The following is a 13,538-nucleotide window of genomic DNA, read 5'->3' on the forward strand; positions in this document are numbered from 1 at the left end:
ACAATCCTTACATTTTTTATGATTGCATTTGCACTTACTATGTCCACAATCCTTACATTTTTTATGATCGCATTTGCACTTACTATGTCCACAATCCTTACATTTTTTATGATTGCATTTGCACTTACTATGTCCACAATCCTTACATTTTTTATGATCGCATTTGCACTTACTATGTCCACAATCTGAACATTTTTTATCCTTACCCAATTTAGTATCCTCCTTAATAAAGAATTACTATATCTTATGAATCTGGAACTACATTGGATTGGATAAATATCGACACTACTTTTATGAAAAATAATATCATATTTTTTCTTTTCATCTATTCTGCTTTCTCCATAGTAGAATAGTTATCTTAAGAACAATCTAGATCTAGAAGTTACTGCTCTACGCTGATTATCCCCCCATAGTAATCAGTTGAAAGGGTGGTACTGTACGGGGTTTAATTTACAGGAGGGTTTTTTGAGAGTACAACCGCATTGCCAGATATGCATACCAAAAGTGTTAAATGAAGATGCGTTCTCATGTTTTCTATAACTACACTAAAAATACCCATGGCAAATAAACCTATTAAAAAAAATTTTAAAGTATCATTATGCACATTTGAGATTTTGTGACATCGTACAATCATATACAACACATAAAAGATCAAAGACGGTTTTCTTCTCAAATCGGTGAGATGTTTTTGAATCCATTTTTCGCCAAAGTGATTCTACATATAAACAACAACGGCTAGGATGAAAATCATTTTATGTACATTCAATTTTCGGAGGTAAATCTGTACAGTTAGAACTATTTAACCATAGCGCATGATAACCTTCCAGCACACTCTGACTTTAACGTCTCTATTTGTTCACTACTATTTAACAGAATTAAGACTTCGGTTCCATTGCACAAAAAACAACACCCACCATTATGGGTGGGTGTTGTTTTTTGTTATATTTAGTTTAATAAAAACTTACACCATGTTACTTTCGCTAAAGTAGGCTGCTTTGACCTTTTTATATTGATATAGCATCGCTATCCGCCATGGAACAATCATAGCAAAAGCAAGAAGGAAAAACATTCCACTAAGAACCCCAACTTCAATCGTACTGCCCAGAATAAGCTTCGCAACAAGTCGTATCACCATAAGTCCAACTAAAATGAATATAAATGCTTTAGACCGTAGAATATAAATTTGTTCATTTCGAACTTCGAATTTGGATGTTTTAATTAAGAGGATAGAAAATACCATCCCTGCTACGAGAGCTTCTAAAAATTCGTATCGAGTGACCCGAAACATTGGGAAAAGAAACATCAAAGCACCCGTGCTCATAAAGAGGGGGGGTAATATGATTTTTTTTTCATTCACTGGTTTTTTTGTTTCCTTCATTCGAAACATGAAAACACCCATAGCCATCACAATCGCTATACCTGTTGATATATATATCATCATTTTTATCATCCTTTTAGCTAAAATAGGTAAGTACCATAAAAAAATTATATATGACTTCAATTAATAAACAAAGTATATATTACCTAAATCAGATAAACAAGGAGAGTGTTCTAATCAAGTACCCTATTGATGGCCTCTACTACTCGGCATTCGTCAAACGGCTTTACAATAAAGTCCTTTGCCCCTGCCTCAATAGCTTCGACAACCATTTTTTGTTGTCCCATTGCTGAGCACATTATAACCTTTGCGTAGGGAAAATCTTTCTTAATTTCTTTAACGGCATCTAGCCCGCTCATGATTGGCATTGTTATATCCATTGTAACAAGATCGGGATTTAGTTTACGATATAATTCAATTGCCTCTTTCCGTTCTCGCCTTCACCTATCACTTCATGTTCTGTTTTTGATAATATATTCGAAAGTGTCATTCTCATAAACTTAGCATCATCAACTACTAATATTCGGGCCATAGCCGTTCCTCCTCATTTCAAACAATAGAAATCGAAATCAATTGTAATGAAATGTAATAATAATTTTCAATAATAAGTATAGAATATCTGACTTAAGACCTAAAATCAAATGATTTAGTGTGGAAATCTAAGTGAATCCCCACACTAAACAGACATAAAGCACTAATACAGAATTTCCTATTAAAATATTTTTAAAAATTATCTTATCCATGGACTAAAACCCCGTAAATCCCCCGAATAATCTAGATAGGACTGCAATTATTTTGGTCATCCAATTAAAAAATAAGATCACACCCATTAGAATCATTAAATATCCGCCAATTTTCATAATATATTTGCTGTATGTTTTAATCCATTTCAATTTTCCTACAAAGAAGGATAAAATGAAAAATGGTATGGCAAATCCTAATATATAAGCAGTCATATAGCTCATGGCCGCGCCTGGGTTGGTTGCACCTAAAGTGATGACAGCACCCAAAAGAGGACCTGCACAAGGCGTCCATCCAGCAGCAAAAGCAAGTCCAATCAAAATCGAACCAATATATCCGCTAGGACGGTTTTTAAACTCGAAACGGCTATCTTTCATTAAAGACTTTGGCTGAAAGACCCCCACAATAAATAACCCGAAAATGATAATTAATATGGCACCAATTTGACGAATTAATTCCTTGTAATTTGAGAAGAAAGAACCTAGATATGTAGTGCTAAACCCTATTGCAATAAAAACCAAAGAAAAACCTAGTAGGAAGAACAAGGTATGCAACATGCTTCTTCTTTGGAGCATGGCGTTCTCTGATTTAATTTCACCAACACTCATACCAGTGATATAAGATAAAAAAGCTGGGTATAGCGGTAAACAGCAGGGAGATATAAAACTCAAAAAGCCCGCTCCAAAAGCTAAGAAAATATTAATATCATTCAATAACCCTCACTCCTATGTAAGTACCTATAAACATTGTAACAAATAAGATAAAAAAATACATTTTTGGAATTGTGAATATTTCATGACGAACTCAAAACCCACCAATAAAATTGAGTTGCGCTGTTGTTTATTTCCATTAAGCTGTCTTATTTGAATTCATTAGACCAACCCTATATAATTGTTATATTCATACAAAATTTACAACTAGCTCATAAAAAGGATACCTTAAGAATAGTTGGGTACAGGAAGGAAATATAAATGGCAAAAAAAAATGAGTTTCTCGAACAGATTGAATTAAAGAGAAATGAGCTTATCAATGTTGTCGCTAAAGACGGCTTAAACTCTAAAGTTGCGATTGAATATAGCCAGCAGCTTGATCAATTATTAAATAAGTATAATGAGCTCTTTTATAAAACTGGTATAGACTTTTAATTATCCCTTTAATTTCTTACCAGTTTATCTACTATTAATATTACTTTTTTCATTATATTCTTTTTGTTAGCAGACATTCTCCCCCACCCACTTTCATTTTCCTCCTTCCAATTTCCACTTTGTAGATAATCACTAAAAGTAACATTTTCTATTACCATTATCATAAAAAATCAAGGGAAACCGCTTTGTAAGCTAAGACCTATTTATTGTTTCTATAATTGTCACGACAAGAACAACTTCGGGTACAGAAATCACGAGGCCATTGTTGTTTTCCCCTAATTACTATTACATGAGGTTATTTGATCATTTTAATAAATAAAATTTAACTCCATATACTATGTAGTATATACATGTACAGGAGGGCATTATTTTGAGAAACTTATTTATGACCTTTTCAGTTTTCTTCCTTTTTTACTTTTTCGACTGTAATTACATTCAAGCTTCAACCGCTAGTCGGGAGGTTTACGAAAAAACAGGAAATGTTATTTGGGAAGTTAATACCAAGGAGAAAATCGTTGCAATAACCTTTGATGATGGCCCTCATCCTTTATACACCCCTCAAATCCTTGATATATTGGCCAAATATAATGCCCGAGCTACCTTTTTTGTTTCTGGTAATAAAGTGAAAAGTTATCCCAATATTTTAGAGAGAGAAATAAAAGAAGGTCATGAAATTGCTAATCACACTTATAATCATATTTATGACAAAAATATGAGTGCTGATTTATTATCCTCTGAATTAGATCAAACAGATAAAGTGATTTGGAAAATTGCCAAATATAAACCATCTCTATATCGTCCTGTAGGAGGCCTTCATAACGACATAATTATTAATACAGCTGTTAAAAAAGGGTTTAAAGTTGTCCTATGGTCTTGGCATCAAGACCCACAAGACTGGAAAAGACCTGCAGCTACTAAAATTTCGAATCATATTATTAAATCCTTACGAGCAGGTGACATCATTCTCTTGCACGATTGGAGCGATCGTCCCCAAACTGTAAAAGCACTAGAAACAACTTTGGATTATTTATATAAAAATGGCTATGAATGTGTAACGGTATCTGATTTGCTAATTCGCTCAAATAATAGCTCACCCGGTTTTTTCAAAACCTTTCCTGTAAAATAAATTGATTTAATAATTTAATGTACGTTATCCTGCAGTTCATTTTTAACCAAGCCTTTTTTCGTCAGTTGTACTTATTTGAACTTTCATTATATCTTTTTCGACTTAAAGGCTTCTTCTTCCACTTATAGAATGAATGCTTATCGGAAAAGACCAGAAAAAAGAAAATAAATTATATAGCCTATCTCCTTCCCTCAATCCTATGTATTTCTTCCTTAAGGGTGAAGATACTCAATGAAGTGATTTAAGAAATTGGTGATGAAATGCTAACAAGTCCCCACTCAGGACTAATTAGCTTCATAGGTTCGACTCCAGTTGGGAAACATATTGGAGAAATAGCAGGGCAGGAAAAATGCTTATGTGGGTTGCTTTAGAACTTGGAGAAAACAATCCATTTATTGTGCTTTCAGATGTAGATGTAGACCGAGCAGTAGATGCTGGCATCTTTGGTAAGTTTATTCAGCAAGGACAAATATGCATGATCATTAACCGATTCATCATCCACAAAGATAAATACGATGAATTCGTTCAAAAGTATATTGAAAGAGTAAAACAAATCCCTTATGGTAACCCGAAAGATCCCAAAACCGTTATTGGACCGCTTAATAATGAACGTCAAGTAGAAAACGCACTTAAGATCATAGAAGACGCAAAAGAAGATGGTGCAAAACTTGTGTTAGAAGGCAACCCCTTATGTATTTATAGTTGTAGATAATAGAAGTAATCTAGCTCAAATTGTTCTCCCCTATTTCAACAATCATTAAAGCAAAATCCGAAGAACAAGCAATTGAACTGGCTAACGATACTGAGTTTAGTTTAAGCTCTCCATCTTCTCAAAAGATTTAGAAAAAGGAAGTGAACTTGGCTTACAAATCGACAGTGGGATGACATATATAAATGACCAGACAGTTAACAAAAGTCCTGCAGTACCATTTGGCGGCAACAAGTCAGGTGGAATAGGCCGCTTCGGCAATGATTGGATAGTTGAAGAATTCACAGTTACGAAAATATCCGTTTTATACAAGGCATCTTGCCAAATATTAAAAGTAATCAAAAAATCACATGTCTATTTCTCGTTCATTTCCTCATCAAAAATTAGAACATATCCTTTCCCCACAAAGCTTAAGCGTTTATCAAATCCTTCTACTGACATTTGGTTATAGATTAATTTTTTCCAATCGGTACACTTCACGTGCATCAAATAACTGTTCTGTATTGCTTCGATACTGTTGATAATGCTTGGACTATATATGATTTTCTAGTTCAGTTGGGTCTTTCCAAGTTTCATAAAAAACAAATACACCAGAATGATTTGTCGAACGGTATATCCTATGTGATGCACCTTTTTCCGCTCGTGAACAATTTTCCATTTCCTAAAATCTTTCCTGACTTACAAACGTTGGGGTGACGGAACAACTAGTTTTATTTATTAGAATGATTTAACGTTACAGCAAGAAGATCAAACCATTTCCTTAGAGTTTGGTAATAATTATATTCTATTTATGATTGACAAATATGCAAAAAAATATTATCTTTAATTAAAGATAATTTAATTCGAGATAATATCCAGAGATTCGTTATTTATAAGTGTAAATATTTTTTCATATATATCTCGAATCAAAGATATCTAAATATATTTCCAGGAGGAATTAAACATGATTGGTATAGGTTTATTAGTTATTCGGGTAGTGATTGGTTTATCGTTTGTAGGACACGGTGCACAAAAATTGTTTGGCTGGTTTGGAGGTTATGGATTAAAGGGCACTGGTGGCTGGTTTGAATCAATTGGTATGAAGCCGGGAGTTACTATGGCTCTATTTGCTGGTCTATCAGAATTTATTGGCGGTGCCTTATTTGCTTTAGGCCTTTTTACACCGCTCGCAGGTATATTAATTGCCCTTACTATGCTGGTTGCGATTGTTAAAGTTCACGGAGCAAATGGCTACTGGTCAACTCAAAATGGCTATGAATATAATCTTGCCATCTTTGCCGTTGCGATTGGTGTAGCGATTACAGGAGCTGGCCAATACTCACTTGATGCCTTTTTATTTTAAGTTCTGTTAAAGTTTTTTTAGTAAATGTAAAGGTAAGATAACGAGAAAAGTTATTAACAAATAGATACTGTCTTGAGAAAAACCATATCGATAATATGTTTCCTAATAAGTAGATGTATTAGATGGAAAAATAAAAGAGCATCGTATATTCGATGCTCTTTTTAACTAGTTAATATGTATATAGTTTAAGAGCAATTTCAATTTTGAAACCGTCAATGTTCACAAAATATATGCGAGATTAAAAGAGACCTAAACACTAATGGTCTTTTTAAGTAGTAGCTTTCACATCTTCCCTTTAATATTAGATAATCTAATAAAAACACCAAGACCTGCAAAGAAAAAGCCTAAACATAATAAACTTCCTGGGCTGCCCCAAGCTATTTCCTGTATCATTTCGTCCCTCTTTTCTATATGAATATTTCACCATATTACAATAGCATTCATATTAAAATTAAGTCAAGATATTCCAGTGAAGCACTCTTTAAATTGAAAGATAAAATCAACAACATAATTGATTTAAATGGATTAATGCTTTTTTTAATGTTCCACTTCAACATACTGAAATACTTTTGGTGAAAGGCTTATATACATAGTACGTATTTTCTATTAGTTCCTACTTCAACTCAAAGTACAATCGTATTTTCCTCCAGGGGAATTGGAGGTGGTACTTTAAGATATAAGATGTATACTTTTCTTTTATAATATGGTAATAAACTTCATTTGTTTCAACTTTCGTTCCAGGTGAATTGCTGCATTTCGTCATCCCCTCCTCTTTCATATTTAGGGCTTATAAAACTGATCATTCATGATTATGTAATACACTCTATGGCCTTTTTGTATTTAGCCATTCTTCTGTTTCTCGAACGTGTTCTATGTATCAGACTGTGACATAATCACTTCTTAAAAATTCTACAAAAGCGTCATTCGCTAACTGTGCTATTCGAGCTATCCCCGCCTTCCTTTCTTATGGATCAATAATGTTGTAAACCAATTCGTTTAGATACGACATTACGCTTGTTATCTGAAACAGAAAAAAACAACCAATTGTTCTTTTTCTTTTGTAAAATATTAACAACGTTAATTTAAAGAGGTTTTGCAAAGAGTGATAATTAACCATGAATACCTCTTATCATTAAAGAATATGAACGATTTAGAGTATGGAAATTGTAAGGATATAGGAATTAAACACATAATGACATTGAACTTCTAGGTTATGGAATATACGTTCTTTACAATAAGAACGCGGAGAGAGAGTAACCTAACCCTCCCCCTATTTTTGCTTCTAATTATTTTTATTTATATTATCTATACCCCTGAATGATAGATGGCAGTTTGGTGCATCTTAGCCATTAAACTTACTTGTTTTATAAAAAAATTAAATCAAATACTCATTTGACTTCTTATATTTTCCTGCATCTAAATTTGAATTTAATTTTCTCTATGAGAAATAATATTTCTTTATAATTCCTTGTATCCTCCTTTGTTTTTTTCTCATCACCTTTCTTTTTTAACCACTATTACTATTCCAGATAGCAGTAAAAAGTGAAGTCTTATCAACCAGGTTTTGTTTTTTCACAAATCATTTACTTATCTAAAAAGAATAAATTTATTATTGGTATCCTTTAATATGTAATCAAAATTTTATGAGGTGAATGTTTTATGAGAATGAAAAAAGCAATGATAGGTTTATCGCTCTTATGTATGATTGTTCCTGTTTTTGCTAATCTGGCAGCTGCCTCAAATTTTGTTGCTGAAAAAGATCGAAGAAATATCGTAGCAGATTGGAAATTTTCGAAACAACATGTGAAAAGCGGTTCAATATATAAAGGCGATTTAATTATTGAAGATGCAAGTAAACAAGGAAATGATTTAGAGTTAGTAACGATTGGGGATCAAGCTTCTCCAGAATTAAAAAATATCATTAAATGGTCTGAAGAAGATTATCATAATCAAGAAAAAGTTGATAGCTTGCAATTTGCTAATTACAAAAATGCTCCTTCAGGAAGATATTTCAAAACAAAGAAGGATGCACCTATTAATAAGGAGCAATTTGATAAAGGATTTACAATCGAAGCTGTTTTTAAATTACCAAATAATTTTGATGATCGTTTACATAGCTGGATGGGAATTTTAACAAGACAAGGACAAGCTGCTGATCTTAATAAAATGGAAGGTGAAATAGAGATACTTACTACATTATCGATATCTAGTTTAAAAGAAGTCCAATGGACAAGCCATCCATCTAATTTAAACTACAATGTAACTAACTGGTCCCGTTACTTAAATGAAGAAGATTGGTATCATTTAGCTGTTGTCAATGACGGTAAAAATACTACATTAACTGTGAATGGCATTAGCGATTACGGAAAATCTGAAGAAGTAATAGGAATTACGGCTAATAATAACAAAGGATGGAACATTGGCGCTTCAGAGTGGGCGAATGAAATCGATACACTATTTGCAGGAAATATCCAAGAAATTCGAATTGCAAATAAAGCTTTGACTGAAAAAAAATGGCTTGTGCAAGATGCTCGTGATAATCATACAGTGAATGGAACAAATCACAATATCCCTTTCCTAACAAATAAAAGTAATTACAATTTTCTTTTCATCCCAGACACGCAAAAGTATTCCAATTTGCATCCAGAGATTTTCAATAGTCAAATGAAATGGATTGCAATAAATAGTAAGAAAAATCATATATTAATGAGCACATTTCTTGGAGACATTGTAGATGACAATGAAGAAAGACAATGGCAGAATTCTAATACAGCCATTTCAATTTTAGATAAAAAATATATTCCTTACATGATTGCTGCAGGGAATCATGACTATGCGTACGGAGAACCATTCTTAACATATTATGGACCAGAACGTTTTACGAATAAAAAATATTATAAGGGAACTTCACCTTCGGGGTATGGTTCTTATGCGGTAGTAAAGGCGGGCAGTTACGAATATTTATACTTAATTGTTGATATGGACAATCTTCAAAAAGACTTGCAATGGTCAAAAGATGTTTTGAATCAACATAAGAATAAGCCGACTATCATTGTTTCTCACGATATTATTGATATTACACTCGAAAACAATAAACCGATTGTAGTTGATTCCAATAACGGACGTCTGATCTGGGATGAACTTGTATATAACCACGATCAAGTGTTTATGACAGTTAATGGACATTATAACGGTGCTGGACACAGGGTGAAACAAAATGCTGCAGGAAACGAAGTCATACAGATGTTAGTTGATTACCAAGGAAATTACCGAGGTGGAAATGGTTGGTTAAGGCTTGTGGAATTTGATGAAAAGAAAAACAAAATGTTTTTCCGTACTTATTCGCCATTTGTAGACGGAATACCAAATAAAGGAAAAACATATATAGATTATAAATATTTAACAGATGAAAACAATCTATTTGAATTAAATTTCCATTTTAAAGAGAGATTTAAATTCAACTAATCAAATATAAGAACTAACTTCCCTAAGTAATCATATAGCCTATATTCACTTTCTACCATCGGAATGAGAGGAAGATTCTTTGTTTTGAGTTATCTTTATTTTTTATTAATTCTAAACGATAGTGGCATTTTGTTTTTGCTATTCACCCTGTAACCAAATGGAAATAACAGTTCTCGAATCCGTAAAGATTGGGTTTTTTCTCCTTGATAACCACTTTTTTGAATCAAAACGGAATTAGTTTTTGTCAACAGTATACTTTTTGGCACTATTTAAATAAAGGTCATATTTCTGTATGAAAAATTCCTACTCTCACATGGTTTAGCGCCAATCAAAAAGGCTGTCGAGTGTTTACGACAGCCTTTTTATTATGATATTCGAAAAGGGTAACTCCGAATACCACTATTCGTTATTCTACACCTGGAAACCATCCTGGAGAATTGATGATCGTGTGCCATAATGGATCTGGAATATCAAGTTGCTGCTGATCATTCTTGTTTATCTTTGTTACAATTTCTGTTTCTCTGCCTTGTTCCACTTTTTGAACCCAGTCAGGATCAATAATGAGTTCACGGGCTAATGCGATTAAAGGAACCCCTGTTTCAAGAGCTTTGATCGCATCATCTGCTGTATAGATGGAACCGACACCGATGACAGGAACTCGATCCCCGACACATTCTTTTATGATTTCTATTCGAGGACGGTTAACCTCGGCTCCTCGTCTAGGCGTTGACCAGAAATCCATTAATGAAACATGAAGATAATCAAGATCTTTTTTTGCGAGGGCATCTATTAATACCAATGTATCATCCATAGTGATTCCTGGTGTTTCTGGCTCTTCTGGTGAAAAGCGATATCCTACAATGAACGGCTCTTTTGCATATTTAGCAACTGCCTTTTTCACTTCATCTACAACCGCCAATGGAAAAGTTAAACGCTTTTCAAGAGTTCCACCCCACCTGTCTTCACGACGGTTAGAATGCGGTGAAAAGAATTGCTGAAGTAAGTATCCATTGGCACCATGAATTTCGACACCATCATAACCTGCTTCAATTGCACGTCGAGTAGTTTCTCCAAAATCGAGAATAATCGATTCAATTTCTGTTTCAGATAGTGGACGGGGAACAGGTTTACCTTTGCCTTCTGAAGGAATATTGCTGGCACTCACAACATCGCCATTTGGTACTAATTCCTTTGGAACCTCACGGCCGCCATGGAAGATTTGTAAAATTGCTTTTGCCCCTTTCGCTTTAATCCCTGAAGCTAAGCGTCGTAAGCTCGGGATCAAATCATCCCGATCACCGCCAAATTCACCGGAAAATCCTTTACCATTTGCTGTGACATAGGTACATGCTGTAATAACCATACCCACTCCGCTTGAACGACGTTCATAATAGTTAATTTCGGCATCGGTTACTGTACCGTCAGGATTCGAAGAGAAATTTGTCATGGGTGCCATAACCAATCGATTTTTTAAATGTACGTCTTTTCCTAAATTATACGATTCAAATAATGGTGTGAATTTTGAATTCATTTGTTGTATTCCTCCAGTTTAATTATGTTTACATCACTAAATAACAGGTGTGGATCAGGCTTTGCTATACCTTTTTTCTTGTGCATTAGAAAGAACAGATTCAAGTAATATCTTGTATATCAGAAAAAACAATTATTATGCATGCTTCGCAATTAATTCTGTTAAAACTTCTTTAGGCTGGTAGCCAACTACCTGATCCACTATTTCCCCATTTTTGAAAAGGATAAGCGCTGGAATACCCATGACTCCATATTCTCTTGTAGTACCTGCATTTTCATCTACATTTAGCTTAACAATCTTAACTTGATCACGCATTTCATCATCGATATCATTAAGCACTGGCGCAATCATTTTACAAGGGCCGCACCAAGGAGCCCAAAAATCAACTAACACTAAACCTTTTTTAATTTCACTAGCAATAGTTTCATCTGTTACATGTATTATTGACATAATCATTTCCCCTTCCAATATTATCTATTAATCAATCTATATTTTTAAATGATTTATCTATTTAAATCAAGATTTCCGATCCTATTTCCTGGGATAAGAAACTCAGATTTCTTGGTATTTACTTTTGGATGTTTTTTCAAAGTCGCTAATTTTCCGGACAATTCCATAAACCATGTCTCATCTTTTGAAAGTAAAGCCAGATCTATTAATGTTAAAAGGTGACTTTCATTACTAACTGCTAAATCGGGCAGCTTTTCAGTCCATTTACTTGGAATCCAAATCGATTTCCCAACCGCTTTTTCATTGTCACTTTCCACCACATTTACTTTTACAATTTCGCGATTAGTGTTAACTATTTCTATAAACCCGTGAATAAGTTCTCCATCTCTGGACCTTCCCTGTACCCAATCTCCATTTTCAAAGCGATTTTTATCGGCCATATATATACCCCCCTTTAAATGTTTAGTCACAGTTTTCAATTAAAAGCTTTTAACTGTAAAAACAAAATATACAGTATGCATAAAAAGAAAAAAATAAATCAATATCACGGACATTGTTTAATTTTTTCTAAAAAAGTGCTAAGGGTAATATTTTCCAAATATTTTTCAAAATATAATTCAGCTTCATCGAATATTTGATCCATAACTATCTGGGTATTAGATGATATAACACATTTTTTTTTCGGATCACCTGTACACCAATTTGGTTTCAGGGTTCCATGTGAGACAGCAATATAAATATCAGCCAAACTTACCTCTTGAGGGTTACAGTCAAGAATATAGCCGCCGCCCACACCTTCTTTTGTCTTAACAAATCCATTATTTCGTAAGCAACTCATCATTTTACGAATTCTAGCTGAGTTTGTACAAACGTTTTCTGCGATAGACTCACTGCTTGCCATATGATCTGGTAAATAAGCTAAATAGACTAAACTATGCACAGCTATTGTAAAATCACTATTCACTTTTTTCCCATCCTCCTCAAGAAGATTACTGTAATCTTAATATTTACAGTTAACTATGTCAACTAAAAAACTCGCTCATGGTTACCTCTATTTAAGGCCTTACTTTATTTTATCAGTTTTTTATTTAATCAAATCGTTTTATTTTGAGACAATAAAAACAACTGTTTGAATGTATTTTATGTTTTGGAGGGATTGGATGTGTGACAACCTTCCATCCTCCCTAAGTTTTTAAAAAAAGAAGTTGAATTAATTGAGTAACTCAAATAATATTCGTTCGAAACGAATAAAAGATATTCCCTTTTCTGTGCTGATCTCTCTCCCATTTTGCTTGGGGAAATCCTGCGCAATATACGCTTCTACCTCTGCCGGTACTGGTCTTGTTATATACACTTTTGGCTTCAATTTATGTTCTCCTTGTTTACTTTATTCTTGAATAGGATTTTTTACGATAAACCAATAACAGATTGCGGCACACCCTGCGATTAAACCACCAGATATGAAGGCAAGAGAGTAAGAGCCTGTTGTATCCACAATCATGCCTGCCACAACAGGGAAATGGCTCCAAACAAACTAAAGTCACACAATCCATTTAACCTCTAGCTAATTAACCTCTCTAATTGTAAGAAAGTAGGTATAGTAAATCCATTGATGTATTATTATACCGAAATAAGCATTCATGCAAAATTA

At 33.7% G+C, this 13,538-nt stretch carries 12 protein-coding genes and 2 pseudogenes; 6 read left to right on the top strand and 8 right to left on the bottom strand.

The window, feature by feature from the left end:
• A partial coding sequence (locus ACQKMR_RS09730) for a hypothetical protein (protein ID WP_427697115.1) occupies nucleotides 1–189 on the top strand: 189 nt, incomplete at its 5' end.
• A gap of 772 nt (nucleotides 190–961) precedes the next feature.
• Here the strand turns inward: ACQKMR_RS09730 and ACQKMR_RS09735 are convergent.
• The 3 genes and pseudogenes from ACQKMR_RS09735 to ACQKMR_RS09745 all read right to left on the bottom strand — a co-directional run bounded on the left by ACQKMR_RS09735 (nucleotide 962) and on the right by ACQKMR_RS09745 (nucleotide 2,832).
• Nucleotides 962–1,441: a CcdC family protein gene (locus ACQKMR_RS09735; protein WP_427697116.1), complete on the bottom strand. Its 480-nt coding sequence runs from the start codon at nucleotides 1,439–1,441 to the stop codon at nucleotides 962–964.
• Nucleotides 1,442–1,551: 110 nt separating this feature from the next.
• Nucleotides 1,552–1,910: pseudogene (locus tag ACQKMR_RS09740) on the bottom strand (response regulator).
• A gap of 214 nt (nucleotides 1,911–2,124) precedes the next feature.
• Complete coding sequence (locus ACQKMR_RS09745; protein ID WP_427697117.1) at nucleotides 2,125–2,832, bottom strand: cytochrome c biogenesis protein CcdA; 708 nt, start codon at nucleotides 2,830–2,832, stop codon at nucleotides 2,125–2,127.
• Between the two features lie 258 nt (nucleotides 2,833–3,090).
• On the opposite strand from ACQKMR_RS09745, the gene ACQKMR_RS09750 reads away from it, so the two are divergent.
• The 5 genes and pseudogenes from ACQKMR_RS09750 (at nucleotide 3,091) to ACQKMR_RS09770 (ending at nucleotide 9,906) form a co-directional block, all read left to right on the top strand.
• Nucleotides 3,091–3,264, top strand: a complete 174-nt coding sequence (locus ACQKMR_RS09750; RefSeq protein ID WP_427697118.1) for a Spo0E family sporulation regulatory protein-aspartic acid phosphatase — start codon at nucleotides 3,091–3,093, stop codon at nucleotides 3,262–3,264.
• Between the two features lie 385 nt (nucleotides 3,265–3,649).
• Nucleotides 3,650–4,390 carry a polysaccharide deacetylase family protein gene (locus tag ACQKMR_RS09755; RefSeq protein WP_427697197.1) on the top strand — a complete coding sequence of 247 codons (741 nt, stop codon included), beginning with the start codon at nucleotides 3,650–3,652 and terminating at the stop codon, nucleotides 4,388–4,390.
• A gap of 245 nt (nucleotides 4,391–4,635) precedes the next feature.
• Nucleotides 4,636–5,394: pseudogene (locus tag ACQKMR_RS09760) on the top strand (aldehyde dehydrogenase family protein); the annotation flags it as partial.
• Between the two features lie 648 nt (nucleotides 5,395–6,042).
• On the top strand, nucleotides 6,043–6,441 hold the full coding sequence (locus ACQKMR_RS09765) for a DoxX family protein (protein ID WP_427697119.1): 399 nt from the start codon (nucleotides 6,043–6,045) through the stop codon (nucleotides 6,439–6,441).
• A gap of 1,659 nt (nucleotides 6,442–8,100) precedes the next feature.
• The gene (locus tag ACQKMR_RS09770; RefSeq protein WP_427697120.1) at nucleotides 8,101–9,906 is read left to right on the top strand and encodes a LamG-like jellyroll fold domain-containing protein; all 1,806 of its coding nucleotides are present in this window, start codon (nucleotides 8,101–8,103) and stop codon (nucleotides 9,904–9,906) included.
• 406 nt (nucleotides 9,907–10,312) lie between these two features.
• Here the strand turns inward: ACQKMR_RS09770 and ACQKMR_RS09775 are convergent, their stop codons facing one another.
• The 5 genes from ACQKMR_RS09775 to ACQKMR_RS09795 form a co-directional block, all read right to left on the bottom strand.
• Entirely contained in the window at nucleotides 10,313–11,437 is a 1,125-nt protein-coding gene (locus ACQKMR_RS09775) for an NADH-dependent flavin oxidoreductase (RefSeq protein ID WP_427697121.1), read from the bottom strand.
• 135 nt (nucleotides 11,438–11,572) lie between these two features.
• Nucleotides 11,573–11,887, bottom strand: a complete 315-nt coding sequence (gene trxA / locus ACQKMR_RS09780; protein WP_427697122.1) for a thioredoxin — start codon at nucleotides 11,885–11,887, stop codon at nucleotides 11,573–11,575.
• A 53-nt stretch (nucleotides 11,888–11,940) separates the two neighbouring features.
• Complete coding sequence (locus ACQKMR_RS09785; RefSeq protein ID WP_427697123.1) at nucleotides 11,941–12,327, bottom strand: IDEAL domain-containing protein; 387 nt, start codon at nucleotides 12,325–12,327, stop codon at nucleotides 11,941–11,943.
• Nucleotides 12,328–12,431: 104 nt separating this feature from the next.
• Entirely contained in the window at nucleotides 12,432–12,851 is a 420-nt protein-coding gene (locus ACQKMR_RS09790) for an RrF2 family transcriptional regulator (RefSeq protein ID WP_427697124.1), read from the bottom strand.
• A gap of 246 nt (nucleotides 12,852–13,097) precedes the next feature.
• Nucleotides 13,098–13,253: a hypothetical protein gene (locus ACQKMR_RS09795; RefSeq protein WP_427697125.1), complete on the bottom strand. Its 156-nt coding sequence runs from the start codon at nucleotides 13,251–13,253 to the stop codon at nucleotides 13,098–13,100.
• Between the last annotated feature and the right edge of the window lie 285 nt (nucleotides 13,254–13,538).

It is taken from the genome of Peribacillus sp. NPDC096540 (assembly GCF_050278525.1).
In the GTDB taxonomy this organism is placed as follows: Bacteria; Bacillota; Bacilli; order Bacillales; family DSM-1321; genus Peribacillus.